A 22,399-nucleotide genomic window follows, 5' to 3' on the forward strand; every position below is an offset into this window, starting at 1 on the left:
CATAGTCCACCTCGTGGGCCTTGAGCTCACGCTGGATCTCCTCGGCGTGCTCACTCGGACCCCACAGCTCGACCATGAAGGTCGCATCAAAGGTGCGCACCAGGCGTGCACCCCGGGCGTCGAAGGCAGCCTGGTACTGCTCTTCCACCACAGCCGGGTTGTACTGGGCCAGCAGCTCCCGGCCCAGCCGGGCGATGTGGGAGGTCGACATCGCCGGCTCCTTGGCCTTAGCGGCCACGATCCCGGCCTCCATCATCCGCCGAAACTCCCCGGCATCGGGGTGGCGGCCGGTGTTGCGCGCCTTGACCGCCCGCTCAGCGGCCCGGCACACCGCCACCGCCTCCCCGATCGACAACAACCCAGAGTCCAAGCCTTGGCGGGTGGCGGGAAGCTCCCGGGCGAACAGGCGCCGGGCCAGCTCGGCGCGCCCGTTGGCCTCACCGGGGACCATCCCCACCGAGTGGATCAGCCAGTTCTGCACCGACCGCTGCCCACCCGCCTCCAACAGGGTGCCGGCCGCTTCCAGCTGGGCCAGACGCAGCAGCATCGCAAGCTGGGCCTGCTCCATGTCCTCGCACACCTGCGAGATCACATCCAGCACCTCACCGGCCGCACCGGTCGGGGGCACCTCGCCCATTTCCGAGGCGATGTTCTTCCGGGCAGCACTCATGGCGGTCGCGGCGGGGGTATTGCCCGCCGTGTTCCCGCACTGCCCGAAAGAAGAAGTCATGCCCTAAGGATATCAAGAAGGGCGCAGAAAGGACCTATCCTGGGGGTGATAAAACACTTACCCGCCCACCCTGGCCCGCCTTTCCGCTCCCCAAAGAGAAGCCTTCGAAAAAAGGGCCCCTACCCCCCGTGCGCATTCCCGGGCAAAGCGGACATATGCGCGCCCGAATGGTGATGATCTTGCCTCTGTCTCCACTCTCGACGGTCGAGGGTGGAGACAGGGGCAAGATCATCGGGGTTTTCGCCTCCCGCATTGACCGGCCGCGACACCGCCAGGCGTCAACGCTCCGGCGGCGTGGCAGGCATCGGCCGCCAGGCCGAAAGAATCAGTTTTCGGGCGAAGCCCGAAATGGCTCGGACCTCAACCACCCGTCCCCCTTTCCCTGTAGCCGCCAACCCGCCGTCGCAGCGAAGCGGGTCAAGGTGGAGCGCCAATGACGCGCGAAGCGCTCGATGGCGACGACCTTGACGCGCGCAGCGGAGACGGCCACAATCGAGCGGCGGGAAAGGAGGGAACCGCCAACCGACAGAAAAAGCCCAACCAACAGAGAAATAATATCCATCGATAGCCCGTCGTTCCACTGAGCGGGAGGCGCATCACGGTAGGCATTCCGTCAGGCCGGGAGGCGCATCACGCCAGACAATCCGTCAGGCCGGGAGGCGCATCACGCCAGACATTCCGTCAGGCCGCGCGTTCCGTCAGGCCGTGGCACCGTGTTCCTTGCGGTACTGGCCGCAGAGCCGGTCCGCGTGCCTGATGGGTTCGGGGATCCGGTACTTGGGCGACATCCGCAGGATGAGGTCGGCGGCGCCTGCCAGGTCCACGCGGTGGCCCACGGACACGTAGACGGGTTTGGTCCGGGCACGGGTGCGCAGCGTGCGGCCGATGACTTCGGCCCCTTCGGCGGCGAGGGTTGCGGTGTCCTCGACCAGCTCCGAGCGCCCCGCGACCATGGGGGTCCAGGAACCGCGCTCCGCTGCGGGGAGCGCGTTCTTCCCGTAGAGCACGGACTTCGCGGAGCCGATCACCGGGGCGTCGATGAGGACGCCCAAGTGGCTCGCGATCCCGAAGCGGCGCGGGTGGGCGAGGCCGAACCCGTCGCTGACGAACACGTCGGGGGTGACGGAGAGCCCTTCGATGGCCTTGAGGACCGGGGGCAGCTCCCGGAAGGCGAACAGCCCGGAGATATAGGGGAAGGACGGGGCATCAGCGACCAGGGACGTGTCGACCACTTCCAGCGTGCGCGTGTCCAGCACGACCGCCGCGGCGGCGAGCTCCTTGTCCCCCACGCCGTAGCTGACGTCCAACCCGGCCACGTAGCGAACAGAGTCGGGGTCGAACGGTTCGGTGCGCACCCGGTCGGCCAGTAGGCGCTGGCGGCTCACCGCCTCCTTGGGGTCCTCCGGCCAGTTCTCCGGGTCGTCCAGAGCTTTGGCCGCCCGCTGAGCCATGTCGGTCACGCGTCTCTCCCGTCCCCTCAGCACCAAGCCTTCCGGGCGCAGTCTAGGACGTGCGGCGGGGCACCATGGTTCAGCGGGTGAGGGGGCCGGCGGTGAAGGCCTCACCGGCCGGCGGGACGCCCACACCGGACCAGGTGAAGGGGATGCCCCGTGCCTCCGCGAGCTCAGGGCTGTCCATCAGCTGGAAGTGCAGATGGGGCTCGCTGGTGTTGCCCGAGTTCCCGCACCGACCGATGAGCTGCCCGGCGGTGACCCGGTCTCCGACCCCGACCGCCACCGACCCCCGCCGGAGGTGCGCGTACGCGGCGTAGACGCCGTCGCCCAGGTCCAGGACGACGTGGTTGCCGAAGATGCGGTGCGGGCCGCCGATCGAACGGCCGATGGCCTCCACCAGCATCAGGTAGACGTAGGCGGGCCAGCTGTTGCGGCTCAGGTGGTCGCGCTGCCCGTCCGAGGCGCGAACGACCGTGGAGTCGGCCACGGCCAGGATGGGCTCCCCGAACGCTCGGAAGCCGTCGTCGGGGCGCCGCATGGCGGGCCACCAGCCGTCGATCAGGGGGCGCCCGGAGTCCTGGAAGACGTCGATCGCGTACTTCTGGCCCAGTTGGCGGGTGCCGTGGCTGGGGACCTTGTCGGCCGGGCTGTTCACCGCGACCCACTCCCCCGTGACCGGCGGCGCGACCTCGACCGCCGAGCGGTCCCCCTGAGCTTCCATGTGCTTCCTCTCCCGGCGCAGGACCAGGACGGTGACGGCCAGCAGGCCCAAGAAGGCCGCCACCGCGACCAGGGCCCACACCGGGGAGATCCCGAAGGGTCCGAACGCCACCAGTGCGCAGAAGCAGAACAGCACCGGGATGCTCACCACATAGACCCGCTGCAGTACACGGGCAGGCTTTCTCATGCTCTCTCCCAGGTGACTCGCTCGCTGACCTGAAACCAATAATACGTAATTACGAATTTCCAGCAAGACGATGGCGAGATCCGGCCAGCCGCCGGTGCGGCGCGTTGTGCCCGAGGACACAGGCCCGAACGCCCGGGGCCACCGAACCGGGCCAGTACCGTGGGGCGAGAATTTGTACTGACTGGTCAGTTCAAAAAAAGGGGGAGGCCACAAGAATGCGTCGGGCCACCGGAGCTCGTGTGCACGCCGAGGGCGTCACGCTCACCACCGGCGAGGGCCCCGTCTACACGGGGATCGACTTCACCGCCCGCCCTGGGACGCTCACCGTCTTCCAAGCCGACTCCGGAGGCGGACGCAGTGCACTGCTGCTCACCCTCACCGGACGGATGAAGCCCACCGAGGGAACTCTGCACGTCGACGGGTACACGCTGCCCAAGGAGGCGCGGAAGGTACGGCGGATCAGCTCACTCGGGCTGATGAGCGGGGTCAACGTCCTCGACGACCGCCTCCGCGTACGGGAGCACCTGTCCGAGGCCCGCCTGCTGAGAGTCCGGCCCGCCGCCAAGGTCGTGGCCGACCAGGCCATGGAGGCCTTGGGGCTGGCCGACCTCGACCGCAACGCCCTCATCAAAGAGCTCTCCGCACTGGAGCGGCGACGGCTCGGTATTGCCCTCGGACTGGTCTCCGAACCGCGCCTGCTCGCGGTGGACAACGTCGAGGCCGGGCTCAGCACAGAACACCAAGCCGACATGTGGCGGTCCCTGAAGGACCTGGCAAGCGAAGGCCTGACCGTGATCGCCACCTGCGCGGACGCCCACGAACTCGGAGCGGCCTCCGGCCCCGACACTCAGGGGCCCATCCCCATCAGGCAGGGCGCACCCTCGGGTCCCGACGCCGGGGAAGCCGAGGGAACGGAACCGACAGAGGAAGCCGAGGAACTGATCGGTATCGGCGAACTACTCGACCACGGCCGCGACGGCGAGCACGGGGGTGGGCAGCGTGGCCAATCGTAGGAAGGCACCGCTCTACCGGTTCCTCGCGGTGCCCCGTCTCGGACTGCTCACCATGCGGTCCTTCCTGCGGTCGCCGCTGCCCACCGCGGCGCTCGCCGCCCTCATGCTCATCCCCCTGCTCTACTCGGGGATGTACCTGTGGTCGTTCTGGGACCCCTTCGACCGGATGGAGAACCTCCCGGTCGCGATCGTGAACGAGGACGAGGGAGCCGAGGCGGACGGTGAGGAGGTCGAGGCTGGCGAGGAACTCACCGACACCCTCTTGGACGGCGCCGACCTGGACTGGCACCTCGTCGACGGCGACACCGCCGCCGAAGGGCTGAGCGACGGCACGTACTACGTCACGCTCACCATCCCCGCACACTTCAGCGAGGCCATCACCTCGCCCTCCCGCGACCGCGAGGACCCGGTCCCGGCGCTGCTGGTCGCCAACTACAACGACTCCAACAGCTATATCGTGCGGCAGCTCGCCGGAAGCGCCTTCAACGAGATCCGCGAGGCCGCCGCGAACTCCGCCGTCAGCGACTACCTCGACCAGATCTTCCTGGGCTTCAACGAGATCCACGACAGCACCGAGGAAGCGGCCGAGGGCGCCGACGAGCTCGCCACGGGCGCGGGCGACGCCGAGACCGGTTCGGAAGAGCTCTCGGACGGCATAGGAGACGCCCACGACGGCGCCGGATCGCTCAGCGGCGGGATCGACGAGCTCTACACCGGGTCGAGGACGCTCGCCAACGGCGCCACCGAGGCCTCGGACGAGGTCTCCGAGAAGGTGGACGACCTCGACCAGCTGGCCGATGAGTGGCTGCCCCAGCTGGAGGAGGACATCCCCGGCATCCAGGACCGCGCCGACCAGGTCGCTGAGGTCTCCGGCGACGTGTCCACGGCCTTGGAAGAGCTGCCGGATGAGATCGACGTGTCCAGTCTCGAGGAGGTCGACGGCCGGCTCGGCGACTACCTGGACGCCAACCCGGACCTGGAACAGGACGACCCCGACCTGCACGAACTCCTCACCGACCTCCAGGACGCCATGGACACGGCGCTCTCGGCGGCCGGGTTCGTGAACGACAACCGCGACGACATCGACGACGCCGCCGCCGAGGCCGCCGCGCTGAGCGCGAAGGCCTCGGACCTGGCCGAGGACCTGCCCGGCATCGTCGACGACGCGGAGGACGCCCGGGACCAGGTCGACGCTCTCGCCGACGGGCTCGAAGACCTGGCGCAGGGGTCGCGTGACCTGCGCGACGGGCTCTCCGACGCTTCCGACGGCGCCGACGACCTCAATACGGGCCTGGACACGCTCAGCGGCGGCGCCGGGGACCTGCACGACGGCCTGGGCGACCTGTCCTCCGGCTCCGACGACCTCGCCGAGGGGCTGGCCGACGGGGCCGAGGAGATTCCCACCTACTCCGACCAGGGCCGCACCAACGCCACGGAGATGATGAGCGAACCGGTCCGGCTGGACAGCGAGGTGGACAACGAGGTGCCCAACTACGGGAGCGGCTTCGCCCCGTTCTTCGTGCCCCTGTCGCTGTGGGTGGGTGCCATGGTCGTCTTCATGGTGCTGCCCGCGCTCTCCACGCGCGCCCTGGCCTCCTCCGCCGCGTCCTGGCGGGTGGCCCTGGCCGGGCGCATGGTCCCGCTGATGATCGGTTGGGCGCAGGTACTGGTCATGATGGCCGTCCTGCACGTCGGGCTCGGCCTGGAATCCCAGAACTGGCCGCTGCTCATCGCGTTCCTGCTGCTGACGTCGGCCGCGTTCACGGCGACCGTGCAGTTCCTGACCGTGCGGCTCAACGCCGCGGGCCGCGTGGTCGCGCTGGCGCTGCTGGTACTCCAGCTGACGTCGGCGGGCGGCACGTACCCGATCGAGACGAGCCCGGCGTTCTTCCAGGCCATCGGCCCGTACCTGCCCCTGCACTGGGGGGTGACCGCCATGCGGAACCTGATCGGCGGCGGCGACATGATGCTGGTCTGGCAGGCCTTCGGGGTGATGTCGCTCTGGCTGCTGGTGCCCCTGTTGCTCACCTGGCGGACCGTGGAGAGCAAGCGCATGTGGACGATGTCCTCGCTCTACCCGGCGCTGAAGATCTAGGCCATGCTGGGGCGGGGTGCGCCCCGGACCGCTTGACCGTGCGCGCCCCGCCCCACCAGGGGCAGAATGGGATGGATGAACGTGAGTACCCCCGACACCGCGAAGCCCGCCGGCAGCCGCCGCGAAGCGACCCGCCGCAAACTGTTCGAGGCGGCCGTCACGCTGATCTCCGAACAGGGCTACGGCGACACCACCGTGGACGAGATAGCCGAGCAGGCCGGGGTCGCCAAGGGCACCGTCTACTACAACTTCGGCGGCAAGAGCGAGCTGTACGCGGCTCTCATGGAGTGGGGCGTGACCCGGCTCGCCGAAACGCTGCGGGACGCGGTGCCCGCCCCGGAGGAGGGCGCCGGACCGCGCGAAGCCCTGGCCGAGGTCCTGCGGGCCGGGGTGATCTTCATCGGCACCCACGAGGCGCTCGCCCGGCTGCTCATCGCCGAGTCCTGGCGCACCAACCGGGACTGGTACACGACCATCCGGCAGATCCGGACCGAGGCGATCGGGGTCATCACCGGCCAGCTGGACACCATGGTCGAACTCGAGCTCACCCGTCCGGATCTGGACACTGCCCTTGCGGGATCCGCTCTTTTCGGCATGGTGGTGACGGTGGCTCTCGACTGGCGTACCCTCCAGCCAGAACGTCCTGTCGAGGACATCCACGCCACCCTGGCGCACATGGCCGACGGCCTGATCGGTTCCCCCGCCTCCCCGCGCTGAGATCCCACACGAAGAATCCCGGAGAGGACTCCCCCGCCATGGCCGACCTGTACCCCCTCCTTCCCATGGTCGCGGGCGTGATCCTGCTGTGGATGGTCACCCGTGATACACGGCTCGAAATGCGCCTGCTCCGCAGCGGCGTGCGCGCCAAGGGGAGGGTGATCGGCTACCACGAGACCTCGGTGGCCTCCCGGATGATCGTCCAGTTCCAGACCGAGGACGGCAACGAGGTGCACGCCGAGCACGAGAACACCGGGTGGATGGCCTCCCGGGCCGGAGAGATCGTCACGGTGTCCTACGACCCCGACGTGCCCGAGCGCGCCCGCATCGTGTCCGCTCCCTGGCTCAGCCACTGGGTGAGGGGCATGTTCGGCGGCCTCGGCCTGCTCCTGCTCCTCATCGGCCTGTTCCTGGGCTACCTGCACTGGTCTGACTAGTCGGACCAGGGGAATCGCTGGGCCCTTCCCCTTCCGGGGGTGGGACGTAGCGGACGAGGCGGCGGGGCAGCCCGCCGTCGACGGTGGAGCGGGTGCGGACCCGGACCCCGCACACCAGGTCGGCCAGGCCCGTGCCGTCCGGCCGGACCACGGCGGTGCTGCCGTGCACCGCGACGACGACGAGCGCTATCCACGGGAGTCCGAACGCGACCAGCGCGGTCACCGGCGCGTACAACAGCACGCCCCGGGCCAGGACCCGGCGGCGGGCGGCCGGGCGGGGTGCGTCCCGCTCGGTCAGCGCCAGGTGCACGGCGCCCCCGCCCAGTGTGGCGCGGTCACGGCGCAGCAGCGGCAGGAAGAGCGCGAACACGGCGGCCAGCCCCAGGAGGGTTCCGGTCAGGACCTCCGGCTCCGCCCCTTCGCGGACCACTCCGTAGGCGCGCAACACGGCGACCAGCGTCGCCGCTCCGCACCACCACAGCCCGAGGTCGAGCAGTGAACCGAGAATGCGGCGGGCGAGGTCGGGGGCGGCGCGGTCGGGCACCGCTGAGGGCCAGGAGCGCGCCGGACCGAACGGCCACAGCGGCGGCACCCAGCGGGCCAGCAGCCAGCCCAACAGGGTTCCGGCGACACCGGCACCGGCGGCCTCGGGGGCGACGGCGTTGTAGGCGCAGGGGTAGAGGCCGAGGATGCCGGTGGCACGTATCGCGGTGACCGCGAGGGCTAGGACGGCGCCCAGGGCGAGGGTGGTGAGGAGCCCGCGGCGGAACCGGGAGCGGGCCAGGAGCCCCACCGGGAGGAACACCCCCACGGCCAGGGCCGCGTCGCGTAGCTCCAGGGGCGGCGCCGGGGCGGGTGTGACCGGGCAGAGCCCGTCGGCAGACGGGGGCAGGGGCCAGACGGCGTACACGGCCAGCCCGATCCCGCTGAGCAGGGCCGCGAGGGTGAGCTGTCCGGGCCAGCCGACCAGGCGCCCGTAGCGCCGGTGCTGTCCGCGCAGGTAGAGGGCGGCCCCGATCACCATCAGCAGCGGTACGGCGACCACCGCCACCTCGATGGCAGCCTGCCCGCCGCCGAAGGGTTGCCCCATGATGTGTCCGTCCCCCTAGTCGTCGGTGCGCCAGGCTAGTACGGTCCGCGGCCGTGCGTGGGGGGAACGGCGATTTGACGCGGCAGAGGTCCGAGGGTGACGGGTGGAGAGGCCCTCTGGGGCTCACTGGTATGGACCAATAAACAGCCCCCCTGGTCTTCATGTGACGTTTGTCCCATAATACTTCGTGTGGCCTTACGGCCGACCGTGCGTAACCGTCATACCTGCACTTGTATGTACATTTCATCGCTTCATGGCAGACTGCCTGCACCACCCGGATAATCCCCCGTTTCTCGGGCGAGATACGATCCCCCACGCCGAAACCCCCGTTTGTGGTTACTCTGCGGTAAGTCCCGCGTCGACCACCCCACAAGGGTTGGGCGCGGCCCACCGGGTGGAGGGCCGCATGAGCGCGCCAGCCGCGGAAGCTCGGCCAGGCGACCAGGGCCCCGACCCATCCCAGAAGACTTTGACGCGGATCGACAGGAGAACCGTGCAGGCAGTACCGAAAAAACGTGGGCGGACGATCACCGCCCGTATCCGCGCCATGGTCATGATCCCCACCACGGCGCTGGTCGCGCTGTGGCTGATCCTCACCTTCGTGCTCGGCGGCAACGCGGCCTATCAGCTGATCCGTTCCTCGGCCACGGACGACCTCGTCACCCCGGCCGCCGTCGGCTTGGTCGACTCGATGACCGAACGGTCTGCGACGATCGCCCACATCGAGGACCCAGACGACGCGGACCTGGCCCAAGAGCTGATCGAGGCGCGCGAGGACACCGACGGCTCCCTCGGCGTCGTCGTCGACGACCTCATGGGGTTCGCCGACCTCGCGCCGGGTGACGGCGGCATGCACATCGAGATGCTCTACGACATGTACCAGGAGATCGGCGAGATCCGCGACGCCGTCGACGCCGGCAACGCCTCGCGCGCCGATGTCCTGGACTACTACAACGAGCTCGTCCTGCACGGCGCCGACAGCTTCGACAGCCAGGGCCGCGAAGGCAACGAGGGCGACGCCGTCAGTCCCGGCTTCACCGCGGTCTACCTCTTCCGCACGGTGGACGTGTTCGCCCAGGCCGACGCCCAGATCGCCCGGGCCTTCGCCACCGACGAACTCACCGTCGAGGACCAGCGCGAGTTCACCCGGCTGGTGGGCGCCTTCGAGACCCTCATGGAGGCCAACGCCCCCTACCTGGCCGGCGACGGCCTCGTCGACCGGTACGAGGCGGTGTTGGAGAGCCCCGAGTTCGCCTCCCTCACGTCCATGGCCGAGGAGATCACCGACCGGCAGATCGACGCGGAGACCGTCACCGACCCGGTCACCCTCACCCCCACGACCGACGACGACCTCTCCATGCCGATCGAGAAGGCCGAGTGGGACGCCGCCTACGAGCCGGTACTCACCGAGCTCACCGACCTCGGAGCGGAGGAAGCCCTCTACGCCGCTCAGATGACCCGCGAGGACGCCAACCAGGCCGTGATCGTCGCCGTCGCCGGCAGCCTCGGCGTGGCGGCCGCGATCGTGATCGCGTTCTCCCTCGCCCGCCGCTCCTCCCGGAAACTCACCGACCGCCTCCTGACGCTTCGGGAGGAGTCCCAGGACCTGGCGGAGAACCGGTTGCCCGAGATCATGGGCCGCCTGCACCGCGGCGAGCGGGTGGACACCACCACCGCACTGCCCGAGCTCAGGGCCGAAGAGGACGAGATCGGCGACGTCGCCAAGGCGTTCAACACCGCCCAGCGCTCCGCGATCGACGAAGCAGTGCAGCAGACCGAGCTGCGTCAGGGCGTCAACCGCGTCTTCCTGAACATCGCGCACCGCAGCCAGACCCTGGTGCACCGCCAGCTGCGCCTGCTGGACCGGATGGAGCGCGAGCAGGAGGACCCGGAACAGCTCGCCCAGCTGTTCAAGCTGGACCACCTCGCGACCCGTTCCCGGCGCAACGCCGAGAACCTGCTCATCCTCGGCGGCGAGGCCCCGGGCCGCACCTGGCACCGTCCGATGCCGCTGATCGACGTCCTGCGCGGTGCGATCTCGGAGTCCGGTGACTACACCCGCGTCAAGCGCGAGCGCATCGCCCGCGTCAACCTCAACGGCCCCGCCGTCGCCGACGTCATCCACCTGGTCGCCGAACTGGTCGACAACGCCTCCATGTTCTCGCCCCCGCACACGAACGTGCGTCTGAGCAGCGAGGACGTTCACAACGGCGTGACGATCGAGATCGAGGACCGCGGTCTGGGCATGACCGACGGCGAGTTCGCTTCGGCCAACGCGCTGCTGGCGGACCCGCCGGAGTTCGACGTCATGCGCCTCAACGAGAAGATGCGCCTCGGCCTCTTCGTGGTCTCGCACCTGGCCCACCGACACGGCATCCGCGTGCACCTGCGCCCGTCGCCGTACGGCGGTGTCCAGGCCATCGTCCTGCTACCGCAGGAACTGATCTCCGGCGACCGAACCCCGCTGCCCTCCGGAGAGAACACCGGTGAGGACATCTGGGAGGTGCGCGAGATCGTCGACCGCACTCCCGGCGCCGCTCTCGAGGCAGGCAAGGCCGCGAGGCCCGGAAAGCCCCTCCTGACCTCCGTTTCCACTCCGCCGAAGGACTCGGGTAACGACCGCCCCGCCCCGGAATCCAACGGTTCCGGTGCGAGCGAAGGGTCACGGCCGGAGGCCCCGGCCTCCACCCCGACTGCGGACCCTGGGGACGACCTCCTCAATTCGCCGGCCAAGGACGAGGGCCGCCCCACCTTGCCCACCCGCAGCTCCAAGATCAGTGCGGTGCCCGACTCCTCCGCGCCGTCCCCCGCCCAGGAGCCGAACGTTCCCGAGACGGTGGATGCGGCCGGGGGACGCCCACCACTGCCCAAGCGGCGCCCTCAGGAGAACTTGGCGCCCCAGCTGGCGACCGACTCGGCTGACGAGGGCCGCACCGGGCCCGCGGCCGGTGGTGCCTCCTCCGAATCGGCGCTGGACAGCACGGAACGGCTGGCGCGCCTGCGCCGGAACATGTCCGCGTTTCAGAAGGGCACGGACCGCGGACGTCGCGAAGGCAAGCACAACACCAACGACACCGACAAGGACGCGTAACCGTGACGAGTACCGAAAGCGTCGAGCCCGGAAACGGCAGCACCGCGGGCAAGAGGGACATCAACTGGCTGCTCGACGAGCTGCTCGACCGCGCTGTGGGCTCTCGCCACGCGATCGTCCTCTCCGCCGACGGCCTGCTCATCGGCCGCTCCGAGGACCTGGTCAAGGAGGACGCCGAGCACCTGTCGGCGGTGGCGTCCGCGTTCCAGAGCCTGGCGCGGGGCACCGGCCGCCACTTCGGCGGCGGCGAGGTCCTGCAGACCGTCGTCGAGATGGAGAACGCCTACCTGTTCGTGACGGGAGCGGGCCGCGGCGCCTGCTTGGCCGTCCTTGCCGAGGAGAGCTCCGACGTCGGTCTCATCGCCTACGAGACGAACGTCCTGGTCGAACAGGTAGGCCGCTACCTCGACGCCGCGCCCCGCCGTGAGGGTGCCACCGGGGAAGCCACGCGATAGGGGGCGGTATGCAAGCACACAACGAGTTCGATCCGGGCGGGATACCGCAGGGCCCGCCGCACCGCGACGCGGTCGGCGGGTTCGGCGACGACGCCCCCGCAGGCGGCGGTCCGGAGGAGGCGGGCCCGCTCGTCCGCCCGTACGTGATCGCGCAGGGCCGGGACCACGCGGACACCGTCCAGCTGGACATGATCAGCGTGGTGATCGCGGCCAAGCGCGCCGAGGTCGATGAAATGGCCCTCGAACCGGAACAACTCCGGATCCTCGAGCTGTGCCGCCGCCCCCAGTCGGTGGCCGAGGTGTCCGCGCACCTGGACATCCCCGTCGCCGTCGTCAAGGTCCTGCTCAGCGACCTGCTCAACCGCGGCCTCGCCTTGGCCCGCGCCCCCTACAAAGCACAGAGCCCGGTGAGCCGGGACGTACTCCAGGCGGTTCTCGATGGCATCCAGAGACTCTGACCGGGGCGCCGAGGCCCCCGTTCCCTCGGCACTGAAGATCCTGGTGGCCGGTGGTTTCGGCGCCGGAAAGACCACGCTGGTCGGCGCGGTCAGCGAGATCTCCCCGCTCAGCACCGAGGAGGTGATGACCGAGGCCAGCTACGGCGTCGACGACCTGTCCGGTGTGGAGTCCAAGTCGACCACCACCGTGGCCCTGGACTTCGGCCGCATCACCATCAGCGACAGCCTCGTGCTGTACATGTTCGGTACGCCCGGCCAGGAGCGTTTCTGGTTCATGTGGGAGGAGCTGTCGGAGGGGGCCCTGGGCGCGATCGTCATAGCCGACACCCGCCGCTTGGAGACCTGTTTCGCCGCGGTGGACTTCTTCGAGCGGCGGGGAGTGCCGTTCGTGGTCGCGGTGAACTGCTTCGAGGGCGCCCACGAGTACGAAGCCGAGGAGGTCCGGGAGGCGCTCAGCCTCAGCCCGGAGATCCCGGTGGCCCTGTGCGACGCGCGTCAGCGCGAATCGGCCAAGCAGGTGCTGCTGACGCTGGTCAACCGGGTGGCCGAACGCGTGACGGCTTAGAGGCACGACTGGGCGACCCGGCTGGGCGAGGGGGAGGGGCTCGGACGTCCCTCCCCCTCGCCGTTCGGGCACGTTCCGGACACGGTTCGGGAGTGAAAGCGGCACCGAGCACCCGGACTTTCTGTACACGCGAACCACCCAGGTAAAGTGCGGGGCGGCGAAACGTCACGTTGGCGGGCGTTGGCGCACCGATGACCATGGACCCGTCTCGGGCGGGCCCGGACGAAGGTGGAGTTCCCATGAAGCGTTTCGACTGGCGCGACACGATCCATACCCTGGACGCCGAGGCCGACTGCGAGCGCATCACACGCATCCTGAACACGCACGAGTTCCCGTGGGACATGGAGCAGGCCCTTGGGCTGGCCCTGTACCGCACCTACGCCGTTCCGTCCGTCGGCCAGCTCCTCGGAGACACCCGCGAGTTCACCGAGCGCACCCAGCACCGCTACGACGACACCGCGCTCATCCTGAACGACATCATGGAGCACGGCTTCGAGCCCGGCCGCGGCCGGGACGCGCTGCGCCGGATGAACCAGATGCACCGCTCCTACGACATCAGCAACGACGACTACCGCTACGTGCTGAGCACCTTCGTCGTCATGCCGGTGCGCTGGCTCAACGACTACGGCTACGGCTGGCGCAAGCTGTCCGAGCACGAGATCGCGGCCAGCACCAACTACTACCGCAAACTCGGCAAGTACATGGGGATCAAGGACATCCCCGAGACCTACGCCGAGTTCCGCGACCTCATGGACTCCTACGAGGACGAGCACTTCGCCTACACAGAGGGCGGCCGCAAGGTCTCCGACGCCACCCTCGAACTGATGGTCGGCTTCTACCCGGCCTGGCAGCGCCCCCTCGTCCGGCCCTTCACCAAGGGGCTGCTGGACGACCCGCTGATCAAGGCCTTCGACTACCCCGAGCCCTCGGCCTTCTGGCGCAAGTCCGGCGACGTCGCGCTCAAGCTGCGCGCGAAGGTCGTCCGGCGCATGAAACCGCGTAAGGAGCCCCGCTTGGCGCGGATGAGCACCAACATCCGCAGCTACCCGGACGGTTACGACCCCTCGCGCATCGGCACCTTCCCCAAGGGCTGCCCGGTCCCCCACGACCTGCGCACCCAGGAGGTCCCCGCCACCGGCGCCCAGGTGCCAGCCCCCGGCCAGGCCGTCTCCCCCGCCGCCTCGGAGTCCACCGAGCAGTAGACACCCCGTCCCGAACCCGCCCCGCCAGCCCAGGCCGAACGTTCCCCAAGCCGGCCACCCCGCCACCCCCAGCACAGCACCCGGCCCAGCCGTGTGTTGCCCATCCCCCCGTTGCCACCGTCCCCGCTCCCCTGAAGAAGGACCCTGAGAATGAAGCGTTTCGACTGGCGCGACGAGATCCACCGCCTGGACGCCGAAGCCGACTGTGTGCGGATCATGCAGATCCTCAACTCCCACGAGTTCCCGTGGGACATGGGCCGAGCCCTGGGCATCGCCCTGTACCGCACCTACGCCGTGCCCACCATCGGTGAACTGCTGGGCAACACCGACCAGTTCACCGGCAGCACGCAGAAGCGCTACGACGACACCGCGCTCATCCTGGGCAACATGATCCGGCACGGTTTCGAGCCCGGTAAGGGGCGCGACTCACTGCGCCGGATGAACCAGATGCACCGCTCCTACGACATCAGCAACGACGACTACCGCTACGTGCTGAGCACCTTCGTCGTCATGCCGGTGCGCTGGCTCAACGACTACGGCTACGGCTGGCGCAAGCTGTCCGAGCACGAGATCAGCGCGATCACGCACTACTACCGCAAGCTCGGCAAGTACATGGGGATCAAGGACATCCCCGAGACCTACGCCGAGTTCCGCGACCTGCTGAACAGCTACGAGGACGAGCACTTCGCCTACACAGAGGGCGGCCGCAAGGTCTCCGACTCGACCCTCGACCTGATGGTGACGTTCTACCCGCCGCGCGTGTCCGGGCTGGCCCGCAAGTTCTCGATGGCGATCCTCGACGATTCGCTGATCAAGGCCTTCCGCTACGACCCGCCCAGCAAGGCCTGGCGCAAGTCCGCGGACATCGCGCTCAAGCTGCGCGCGAAGGTCGTCCGGCGCATGAAGCCGCGCGAGGAACCGCTGTGGGCCGACATGAACCCCAACATCCGCAGCTACCCCGACGGCTACGACGTCGACAAGATCGGCACCTTCCCGGCGACCTGCCCGGTCCAGCACAACGTCGACCCGGTCGCCCACAAGGACCTCTACGGGGAAGGCGGCGACCAGCCCGCCAACGCCAGCGCCCCGGAAGGGTCCGCGCCCGGGGGTGAGCGGGTCCCGACCGACGCCACCGCGGACGGGCGCGCGTGACCACCACCGACCAGGCCCCGTCCGAGGACGGGGCCTCCGTCATGCGCACCGGTACGCCGACCGGCGGCGCGCTCCCCAGATCAGTCCACGCCTGGTACGGCACCGGCGCGGTGGCCATGGGGATCTTCAACACGGTCCCCGGCCTCCTGCTGCTGATCTACCTGACCGACACCCTCGCGGTGAGCCCCGCGCTGGCCGGGGCGGTGATCTTCCTGCCGAAGCTGATCGACCTCATGGCCAGCCCGTACATCGGGGCCAGGTCCGACCGGACGCGTTCCTCCTGGGGCCCCAGGAGACCGTGGATGCTCACGGGGGCGCTCACCCTGCCGCTGCTGTTCGCCGCCATGTTCGCCGGGCCGCCGCTGCAAGGGGCGCAGGCCGCCCTCTACGTGGCGCTGCTGTTCATCCTGGCCGCGCTGGCCTCGTCCATGTTCATCGTGCCGTACACCGCGATGCCGGGCGAGATCACCGGCGACTACCACGAGCGCTCCACCCTCAACACGTGGCGGACCGCGTTCGCGGGCCTGGCCCTGCTGTTGGGCGGCGCCATGGCTCCGGTCATCCAGTCGGCCCCGGACGACCCGGTGACCGGCTACCGCCTCATGGGCCTGGTGATGGGCACCGTACTGGTGCTGTCCATGCTCGGTGCGGTCGCGGGTACCCGCAGGGCACCCCGCCCGGCCCACCGGCCCCGCACCGAAGGGCTGGCCGCCCAACTGCGGGTGGCCTTCGGGCACCGCGACTTCCGCGTGCTGTTCCCGGCCAACCTGTTCATGGCGGTGGCCGCCGGCACCATGGTCGCCGGTGTCCCGTACGTGACAGCGAACGTGATGGGCCAGCCCGCGTACACCAGCATCCTCATGGTGTGCGTACTGGTACCGCTCATGGCGGCGGCACCACTGTGGAAGCGGCTGTCCGTCAAGGTGGACAAACGCGGCGCGGCGGCCTGCTCAGCGGTGGTGTTCGCCATCGGCGGCGTCGGCCTGTTCCTCATCCCCGCGCTGGGCGTCCCGGGCGCCGTGGTCGCCTCGATACTCGTCGGCATCGGCCTGTCCGGGACCATGATGCTGCCCGCTTCCATGCTGGCCGACTGCCTCGCCACGGAAGACGGCTCCGGCCGTCGCCAAGGCGGAGTGCTGTCCGGCGTGTGGACCTCCGGCGAAGCCATGGCCCAGTCCGTGGGCACCGGCCTGCTCTCCCTCTCCCTGGCCGTCAGCGGCTACGTCGAGTCGGGGGCGGGGGAAGTCGTCCAGCAGAGTGAGACCGCCCTGAGGGGCATGCTCATCGGCAGCTCCCTGGTCCCCGCCGCGGTCATGCTGTGCTGCCTGGTCCCCCTGATGTTCTACCGCTTGAAGGCACCGGCGTCCGAACGCTGAGGTACGGGCGGCCGGGACCGAGGTACGCGCCCTTGGGGCAGGGCGGGCAGCCGTGCCTCAGCGGCCGTGGATTCTCAGGAAAGCGTCCACTCCGGAGCGGACGATAGTTCTCAGTTCCGCCTCCGACAGGGGCAGCGCTCCGAAGAAGGAATGGTTGTTGGCCGGGCTCCGGACCAGGGACACGTAGTGGCCGGCCGCGGCCTCTTCTTCGCCCGCCTCGATCTCCAGCAGTCCTTGGTCGACCAGGGCACGCAGGTGGTCGGCCAGGTCCCTCCGGACGTGTTCGGTGCCGCTGTCCGCCCAGGCCCGGGCGGCCTCCGGGAAGTGTGCGGCCTCTCCGATCAGCAGTCTGACCAGGGCCGCGTGGTCAGCTCGGCGTCCTCGAGGGGACAGCCACTCGTCACCGAAGGCGATCAGTGCCGCCCGGGCGTCCTCGGTGCCCCCGAGGTGTCGGGCGGCGATTCCGGCGTGCTCGGCGGCGAGGGTGGCGCTGCTCTCGGACACGATCCTGAGGAACAGTTCCCTCTTGCCCTCGAAGTGGTTGTAGATGGTGCGCTTGGAGACACCGGCGTCGGCCGCGATCGCGTCGACGCTGGCCCGCGCGTAGCCCTCCCGCAGGAACACCCGCAGCGCCGCCTCCGTGATGGCCGCATGCTTGGCCGCGGACCTGCGGTCGCGCCCGTCACCGCACGTGTCGGTCATCTTCCCTCCCTTTCCGCACCCTTGGTCCACACGGCCTTTTCGCCTTCCGCCTTCCATTCTCCCGGCTCCGTGCCGGCCTCCCGACTCCGTGCCGGAGACAGCACCGTTCCCCCGGGAAACTGCACCGTGTAGTTTACTCAGTATGGCGAAGCAAGACCCGTCCCTGTCCGCGCGCCCCGACCCCGACAGACCCTCGGCAGCCACGGACCCCGCGCCCAGGTCAGAACCCGCGACACCTCCGGCGCCCGCCCCGCCCCCGCCGCACCGGCTCGATCCCGCTCTGCTCAAACTGGCCGGCGTCCTGTTGGTGGGCGCGATGGCCGCCCTGCTGGACACCACGATCGTGAACGTGGCGGTCGACCACCTGTCCCGGTCCCTGGACGCCCCCGTGTCCACCGCACAGTGGGTGGCCAGCGCCTACCTGCTCTCCACCGCCTCGGTCATCCCCGTGACCGGTTGGGCCGTGGACCGGTTCGGCCAGCGGGCCACCTGGATGACCGCGCTGGCCCTGTTCGGGGCGGGTTCGCTGCTGTGCATGACCGCCTGGTCGATCGAGAGCCTGATCGCCTTCCGGGTGCTCACCGGGCTGGGCAGCGGCATGGTCCTACCGCTGGTCATGACGATCCTCGTGCAGGCCGCCGGGCCGCAGCGGCTGGGGCGGGCGATCGGTCTGCTCAGCGTGCCCATCCAGCTCGCTCCCGCGCTCGGACCCGTGCTGGGCGGGATCGTCCTGGACACACTGGGCTGGCGGTGGATCTTCGCGGTCTCGCTTCCCTGCATCCTGCTCGCCATGGCGCTCGCGGTGCGCGGTGTCCCCAAGGGGAACCCCCGGGCCACCGAACGGCTCGACGTGCTCGGGCTGCTCCTGCTCTCCCCCGGTATCGCGACGCTGCTCTACGGGCTGTCCGTCCTGGGTGACTCGCCCTACGCCCTGGTGTTCACGGGTATCGGCCTGCTGCTGATCGCCGGTTTCGTGGCGCACGCCCTGCGCAAGCGGCCCAAGGGGCCGGCACCGGTGATCGACCTTCGCCTGTTCCGGAACCTGCTCTTCCGGTTGGGCGCACTGCTGATGTTCGTGTTCGGGATCTGCATCTGGGCGGGCATGTTCCTGCTCCCGCTCTTCTTCCAGCAGATCCAGGGCACGTCCGCCATGACCGCCGGGCTGCTGATGGCCCCGATGGCGGCCGGCGTGGCCGTGGTGAACCTGATCATCGGCCCGATCGCGGACCGCGCCGCCCCGCGTTACCTGGTGGTGGTCGGTCTCCTCGTGGGTGCGGCCGCCACGGCCCCGTTCGGCTTCGCGGGACCGGACACCTCCCCCACCCTGTTGGCCTTGGCGATGTTCGTCCGCGGCCTGGGGCTGGGTGCCGCAATGGTGCCGATGCTGGCCACCGCCTACCGGGGGCTGCCCTCTGACCGGGTGCCGCGGGCCAGCAGCGCCCTGAACGTCACGCAGCGGCTGGGCGCAGCCATCGGAACCGCCATACTGGCTCTGCTCCTGGCCTCCCTGCTGGCCGACGCCGCCCGACCGGAGACGGCCTTCCAGGCGACGTTCTGGTGGATGACGGGGCTGACCGCCGCGGCGATGGTGCCCGCGATGTTCCTCCCGAACACCCGCCCGAACGCCCCACCACCAGCGTGATCTTGCTACCAGTAGCCATTTCGGCGCTGTTTTCGCTTCTGGTAGCAAGATCACGGGCAGTTTGACGGCTAACGGCCCAGGCGGCGCCACAGGGCCCGGGGCATCATCCGCATCCCCGCGAACACCGGTTGCAGCACGCGCGGCGCCCAGACCGTGGTGGCACCGCCCCGCAGGCCCTTGGACACGACTTCGGCCACCTGGCCCGGTGTGGCGGGGAACGGGGCGGGGTCCACGTGCCGGGACATCTGGGTGGCGACGTAGCCGGGGCGGACCACCAGGACCCTCGCCCCGCTGCCGTGCAGCGAGTCGGCCAGACCCTGCGCGAACCCGTCGAGCCCGGCCTTGGCGGAGCCGTACACGAAGTTGGCCCGGCGGACCCGTACCCCGGCCACCGACGACAGCACCACCAGGGCGCCGTGGCCCTGTTCGCGCAGGCGGGCGGCGACAGCCAGCCCGGCGGACACGTGCCCGGTGTAGTTCACGGCTGCCGAACGGGCCGCTGCCAGGGGGTCGGCTTCGTAGTCGGACTGCTCCCCCAGCACGCCGAAGGCGTCCACCACCACGTCCAGGTCGCCCACCAGCTCCACGGCGGCGGCCACCGTGCCGGCGTGGGTGTCGGCGGCTTCGGCGTCGAAGTCCAGAGAGTGCGTGGTCGCGCCCAGCGCCTTGAACACGCTGGGCGGGTCACCCACGCCGCCGCGGGCGGCGAGCACCACCTCGCGGGCGCCCTCGCGCACCAGCCGTTCGGCGACGGCCAGGCCGATCTCACTGCGTCCGCCGAGCAGCAGAACGGTTCGCACGCTTCCCAGCGAGTCACGCATGGGTCGGTCCTTCCGGTTGGGGGTCGGGACGGTCCCTCCGTAGAGCGGGACGGCCCCTCAGACGAGCTTGAGGCGGCGGGCCAGGTCGGAGACCAGTACCCCGTCGGGGTCCGCCCGTTCCCGTACCTTCTGCCAGGCGGGCAGCCCGGGGTACATGGCGTGCACGGTCTCAGCGGTGGCCCGGCTGTCCTTGGCCAGGTACAGCCGCCCGCCCGCGGCCAGGACCCGTTCGTCGAACCCGCTCAGCAGCCGGGCCAGTCCGGGCAGTTCCGCGGGCAGGTCCAAGGCGAGCGTCCACCCCGGGCGGGGGAACGACAGCGGGCCCGGGGTCGGTTCGCCCATCCGTTTGAGCACCGCGAGGAACGACGGCGCACCGGCCCTCGACAGGCCTTCCACCACGGCGCGCAGGGTGTCCTCCGCACCGAAGGGCACCACGAACTGGTACTGCACGAACCCGTGCGGACCGTAGACGCGGTTCCAGCCCTCCACCGCGTCCAAGGGGTGGAAGAACCCGCTCAGGGGCTGGGCCTGACCGCGTCGGCGCGGGGGCGCGGCGTTGTAGTAGGCGGTGTTGAACGCGCCCACCGTCCACCGGTTGAGCAGTCGGGGCGGAGCCCAGGGCGGGGCCGCCAGAGGAGTCCCGGCCCGGTACCGCATCGGGTCGCGGCGCTGGGGGGCCGGCAGGTCGGCGAGGTCGGCGTGGTGGGCCCGGGTGAGCACGCTCCGGCCCAGCGAGGCGCCCTTGGCGAGCAGGTCGACCCAGCAGACCGTGTACCGGTAGGCGTGGTCGGTGCGCGACATCAGCTCCAGTGTGGAGTCGAGGTCGCGGGTGCGGTCGGTGTCCACGCGGGCGTAGGCGGTCTCCACCGGGTGCACGCCGATAGTGGCCTCGGTGATGATGCCGGTCAGGCCCATCCCGCCCACGGTGGCCCAGAACAGTTCGGGGTCGCCGTGGTCCGGCCCGAGTTCGCGTACCAGGCCGTCGGGGGTGAGCAGGGTGAGGGAACGCACGTGGGCGCCGATGGAGGAGTCGGCGTGGTGGTTCTTGCCGTGGACGTCGGCGGCGATCGCCCCGCCCAGGGTGACGTGCCTGGTCCCGGGGGTGACGGGGACGAAGTAGCCGCGGCGCAGCAGGTGCTCGATGATCCGGCCGAGGCCGGTCCCGCCGGGCGCGGTGACCTCACCGCGTTCGGTGTCGAGGCGGGGCGGACCGGTGAGTTCGGTGCAGTCCAGCACGAGTCCGCCCGCGGCCTGGGCCGCGTCGCCGTAGGAGCGGCCCAGGCCCCGTGCCAGGGCGCCTCTCGGGCCCGCCTGTGACAGCGCTTCGGCCGCCTGGGCGGGGGTGCGCGGACGCACCACGCGGGCAGTGGTGGGCGCGGTGCGGCCCCATCCGGTGAGGGAGGTTGGGCGACTCACAGATAGATTCCCAGTCCGACCAGGAGGACCAGCGCGACGAGGACGAGCTGGAGGGGCCGGTCCCGGAGCGCTATCTCCTCGGGTTCCTCGCCCGCGCCCCGGTCGACGAGCAGGTTGTAGCGGAGCACGAACATGATGAAAGGAACGATACTGGCCGCGTGGAAGACCGCCAGCGGTCCGCTGCTCTGTTCCAGTGCCCAGAGGCAGTAGGTGACGATCATGGCACCGGAGGCGATGGTGCGCATCTGGGCGAGGTAGCTCGTGGTGTAGCCGAGCAGGGCCGAGCGGGTGGGGTGCCCGGCGGTTTCCTCCTCGCGCGGCCCCTCGTCCGGGGCCCCGCCCGCGCCGGGAGGCGGCTTCGGTACGGCCCTGGAGAAGCGGAGTTCGGCCTCGCGTTTGCCCACCACCACGAGCAGGGCGGCCAGCGAGACCACGATGATGAACCACGAGGTCAGCTCGACCCCGACGGCGACCCCGCCCGCCGTCGCCCGCAGCACGTGGCAGCCCGCGACCGCGACCAGGTCGCAGATGACGATGTCCTTGAGGAAGCGCGTGTAGGCCAGGGTGAGCAGGACGTAGCCGACGAGCACGAGGGTCAGTTGCCAGTTGCCGAGGACCAGTGAGGCCAGCGGAGCAGCGGCGACGAACACGGCTCCCGCGACCACCGCGAACGGGACCGGGAGCTGGCCCGCGGCGACGGGGCGGTGGCGCTTGCGGGGGTGCGCACGGTCCTGGTGCACGTCCCGCACGTCGTTGAGGAGGTAGGTACCGCTGGCCGCCACGCAGAACAGGGCGAAGACGGCCGCGCACAACAGCAGGGAGCGGGGCTCGTCGAGCGCCCCCGCGGCGATGGGGGCGGCGAACACCAGCAGGTTCTTCAGCCACTGGCGGGGGCGGCAGGCACGGAAGAGGGCGCCGGGCAGCCCCAGGACGCCGTTCCGCCCGGTTCGGTTCTGCGGCTCGGCTTCGGCGTCGGGGGCCGTGGTCGGGGTCATGCGCGCCCCTTCCGGGTGTGCGGTGGGCCGGGTGTGTAGTGGGCCAGCCCCTGCGGGCCGGGCGGGAAGCAGCTGGTGAGG

The 22,399-nt window shown here is 70.1% G+C and carries 19 protein-coding genes and 1 pseudogene; 12 read left to right on the forward strand and 8 right to left on the reverse strand.

What is annotated here, in order from left to right:
* The 3 genes and pseudogenes from ACYVDG_RS24810 to ACYVDG_RS24820 all read right to left on the reverse strand — a co-directional run.
* A pseudogene (locus tag ACYVDG_RS24810) lies at positions 1 to 730 on the reverse strand (HNH endonuclease signature motif containing protein); the annotation flags it as partial.
* A 698-nt stretch (positions 731 to 1,428) separates the two neighbouring features.
* A complete protein-coding gene (locus ACYVDG_RS24815) occupies positions 1,429 to 2,190 on the reverse strand; it encodes an endonuclease V (protein ID WP_460758324.1) in 762 nt (253 codons plus the stop codon).
* Positions 2,191 to 2,260: 70 nt separating this feature from the next.
* Positions 2,261 to 3,091, reverse strand: coding sequence for a M23 family metallopeptidase (locus tag ACYVDG_RS24820; RefSeq protein ID WP_460758326.1), 831 nt, complete (start codon positions 3,089 to 3,091; stop codon positions 2,261 to 2,263).
* A 215-nt stretch (positions 3,092 to 3,306) separates the two neighbouring features.
* Between ACYVDG_RS24820 and ACYVDG_RS24825 the strand changes: the two genes are divergently transcribed.
* From ACYVDG_RS24825 to ACYVDG_RS24840, 4 genes are all read left to right on the forward strand, one after another.
* Positions 3,307 to 4,104, forward strand: coding sequence for an ATP-binding cassette domain-containing protein (locus ACYVDG_RS24825; protein ID WP_460758330.1), 798 nt, complete (start codon positions 3,307 to 3,309; stop codon positions 4,102 to 4,104).
* A 52-nt stretch (positions 4,105 to 4,156) separates the two neighbouring features.
* Entirely contained in the window at positions 4,157 to 6,199 is a 2,043-nt protein-coding gene (locus ACYVDG_RS24830) for a YhgE/Pip family protein (protein ID WP_460758474.1), read from the forward strand.
* 75 nt (positions 6,200 to 6,274) lie between these two features.
* Positions 6,275 to 6,916, forward strand: coding sequence for a TetR/AcrR family transcriptional regulator (locus ACYVDG_RS24835; protein ID WP_460758333.1), 642 nt, complete (start codon positions 6,275 to 6,277; stop codon positions 6,914 to 6,916).
* A 38-nt stretch (positions 6,917 to 6,954) separates the two neighbouring features.
* The gene (locus ACYVDG_RS24840; RefSeq protein ID WP_460758335.1) at positions 6,955 to 7,353 is read left to right on the forward strand and encodes a DUF3592 domain-containing protein; all 399 of its coding nucleotides are present in this window, start codon (positions 6,955 to 6,957) and stop codon (positions 7,351 to 7,353) included.
* Here the strand turns inward: ACYVDG_RS24840 and ACYVDG_RS24845 are convergent.
* Positions 7,313 to 8,443, reverse strand: coding sequence for an antibiotic resistance protein VanZ (locus ACYVDG_RS24845; RefSeq protein ID WP_460758339.1), 1,131 nt, complete (start codon positions 8,441 to 8,443; stop codon positions 7,313 to 7,315). The two genes, ACYVDG_RS24840 and ACYVDG_RS24845, sit on opposite strands and share 41 nt — an antisense overlap.
* Positions 8,444 to 8,936: 493 nt before the next feature.
* Here ACYVDG_RS24845 and ACYVDG_RS24850 point away from each other — a divergent pair, with 493 nt between their 5' ends.
* From ACYVDG_RS24850 to ACYVDG_RS24880, 7 genes are all read left to right on the forward strand, one after another.
* Positions 8,937 to 11,534, forward strand: coding sequence for a nitrate- and nitrite sensing domain-containing protein (locus tag ACYVDG_RS24850; protein WP_460758344.1), 2,598 nt, complete (start codon positions 8,937 to 8,939; stop codon positions 11,532 to 11,534).
* 2 nt (positions 11,535 to 11,536) lie between these two features.
* Complete coding sequence (locus tag ACYVDG_RS24855; protein WP_460758347.1) at positions 11,537 to 11,989, forward strand: roadblock/LC7 domain-containing protein; 453 nt, start codon at positions 11,537 to 11,539, stop codon at positions 11,987 to 11,989.
* Positions 11,990 to 11,997: 8 nt separating this feature from the next.
* Entirely contained in the window at positions 11,998 to 12,447 is a 450-nt protein-coding gene (locus ACYVDG_RS24860; RefSeq protein WP_460758351.1) for a DUF742 domain-containing protein, read from the forward strand.
* Positions 12,428 to 13,012, forward strand: a complete 585-nt coding sequence (locus tag ACYVDG_RS24865; RefSeq protein ID WP_460758353.1) for a GTP-binding protein — start codon at positions 12,428 to 12,430, stop codon at positions 13,010 to 13,012. Before ACYVDG_RS24860 ends, ACYVDG_RS24865 begins: the two co-directional genes overlap by 20 nt.
* A 239-nt stretch (positions 13,013 to 13,251) precedes the next feature.
* Positions 13,252 to 14,214 carry an oxygenase MpaB family protein gene (locus ACYVDG_RS24870; RefSeq protein ID WP_460758355.1) on the forward strand — a complete coding sequence of 321 codons (963 nt, stop codon included), beginning with the start codon at positions 13,252 to 13,254 and terminating at the stop codon, positions 14,212 to 14,214.
* 150 nt (positions 14,215 to 14,364) lie between these two features.
* Positions 14,365 to 15,366: an oxygenase MpaB family protein gene (locus ACYVDG_RS24875; RefSeq protein ID WP_460758358.1), complete on the forward strand. Its 1,002-nt coding sequence runs from the start codon at positions 14,365 to 14,367 to the stop codon at positions 15,364 to 15,366.
* A gap of 41 nt (positions 15,367 to 15,407) precedes the next feature.
* Positions 15,408 to 16,742: an MFS transporter gene (locus tag ACYVDG_RS24880; RefSeq protein ID WP_460758479.1), complete on the forward strand. Its 1,335-nt coding sequence runs from the start codon at positions 15,408 to 15,410 to the stop codon at positions 16,740 to 16,742.
* 57 nt (positions 16,743 to 16,799) lie between these two features.
* Here ACYVDG_RS24880 and ACYVDG_RS24885 read toward each other — a convergent pair whose 3' ends face one another.
* A complete protein-coding gene (locus ACYVDG_RS24885) occupies positions 16,800 to 17,444 on the reverse strand; it encodes a TetR/AcrR family transcriptional regulator (RefSeq protein ID WP_460758360.1) in 645 nt (214 codons plus the stop codon).
* Between the two features lie 142 nt (positions 17,445 to 17,586).
* Between ACYVDG_RS24885 and ACYVDG_RS24890 the strand changes: the two genes are divergently transcribed.
* Positions 17,587 to 19,086 (forward strand): MDR family MFS transporter, encoded by a 1,500-nt coding sequence (locus ACYVDG_RS24890; RefSeq protein ID WP_460758365.1) that lies wholly within the window; start codon positions 17,587 to 17,589, stop codon positions 19,084 to 19,086.
* Positions 19,087 to 19,154: 68 nt separating this feature from the next.
* Here the strand turns inward: ACYVDG_RS24890 and ACYVDG_RS24895 are convergent, their stop codons facing one another.
* From ACYVDG_RS24895 to ACYVDG_RS24905, 3 genes are read right to left on the reverse strand one after another with little or no spacing between them, the layout of a single operon-like run.
* Positions 19,155 to 19,907 carry an SDR family NAD(P)-dependent oxidoreductase gene (locus ACYVDG_RS24895; RefSeq protein WP_460758367.1) on the reverse strand — a complete coding sequence of 251 codons (753 nt, stop codon included), beginning with the start codon at positions 19,905 to 19,907 and terminating at the stop codon, positions 19,155 to 19,157.
* A 57-nt stretch (positions 19,908 to 19,964) separates the two neighbouring features.
* Positions 19,965 to 21,323: an FAD-binding oxidoreductase gene (locus ACYVDG_RS24900; protein ID WP_460758371.1), complete on the reverse strand. Its 1,359-nt coding sequence runs from the start codon at positions 21,321 to 21,323 to the stop codon at positions 19,965 to 19,967.
* Complete coding sequence (locus ACYVDG_RS24905; RefSeq protein ID WP_460758373.1) at positions 21,320 to 22,318, reverse strand: decaprenyl-phosphate phosphoribosyltransferase; 999 nt, start codon at positions 22,316 to 22,318, stop codon at positions 21,320 to 21,322. The genes ACYVDG_RS24900 and ACYVDG_RS24905 overlap by 4 nt, the downstream gene beginning before the upstream one ends.
* Between the last annotated feature and the right edge of the window lie 81 nt (positions 22,319 to 22,399).

This window comes from Nocardiopsis oceani, assembly GCF_054777395.1.

Coding starts and splice junctions, on each gene's coding strand:
- ACYVDG_RS24820 (WP_460758326.1), bottom strand. CDS start 3,091: ATGAGAAAGCCTGCCCGTGTACTGCAGCGGGTCTATGTGGTGAGCATC.
- ACYVDG_RS24825 (WP_460758330.1), top strand. CDS start 3,307: ATGCGTCGGGCCACCGGAGCTCGTGTGCACGCCGAGGGCGTCACGCTC.
- ACYVDG_RS24830 (WP_460758474.1), top strand. CDS start 4,157: ATGCGGTCCTTCCTGCGGTCGCCGCTGCCCACCGCGGCGCTCGCCGCC.
- ACYVDG_RS24835 (WP_460758333.1), top strand. CDS start 6,275: ATGAACGTGAGTACCCCCGACACCGCGAAGCCCGCCGGCAGCCGCCGC.
- ACYVDG_RS24840 (WP_460758335.1), top strand. CDS start 6,955: ATGGCCGACCTGTACCCCCTCCTTCCCATGGTCGCGGGCGTGATCCTG.
- ACYVDG_RS24845 (WP_460758339.1), bottom strand. CDS start 8,443: ATGGGGCAACCCTTCGGCGGCGGGCAGGCTGCCATCGAGGTGGCGGTG.
- ACYVDG_RS24860 (WP_460758351.1), top strand. CDS start 11,998: ATGCAAGCACACAACGAGTTCGATCCGGGCGGGATACCGCAGGGCCCG.
- ACYVDG_RS24865 (WP_460758353.1), top strand. CDS start 12,428: ATGGCATCCAGAGACTCTGACCGGGGCGCCGAGGCCCCCGTTCCCTCG.
- ACYVDG_RS24870 (WP_460758355.1), top strand. CDS start 13,252: ATGAAGCGTTTCGACTGGCGCGACACGATCCATACCCTGGACGCCGAG.
- ACYVDG_RS24875 (WP_460758358.1), top strand. CDS start 14,365: ATGAAGCGTTTCGACTGGCGCGACGAGATCCACCGCCTGGACGCCGAA.
- ACYVDG_RS24880 (WP_460758479.1), top strand. CDS start 15,408: ATGCGCACCGGTACGCCGACCGGCGGCGCGCTCCCCAGATCAGTCCAC.
- ACYVDG_RS24885 (WP_460758360.1), bottom strand. CDS start 17,444: ATGACCGACACGTGCGGTGACGGGCGCGACCGCAGGTCCGCGGCCAAG.
- ACYVDG_RS24890 (WP_460758365.1), top strand. CDS start 17,587: ATGGCGAAGCAAGACCCGTCCCTGTCCGCGCGCCCCGACCCCGACAGA.
- ACYVDG_RS24895 (WP_460758367.1), bottom strand. CDS start 19,907: ATGCGTGACTCGCTGGGAAGCGTGCGAACCGTTCTGCTGCTCGGCGGA.
- ACYVDG_RS24905 (WP_460758373.1), bottom strand. CDS start 22,318: ATGACCCCGACCACGGCCCCCGACGCCGAAGCCGAGCCGCAGAACCGA.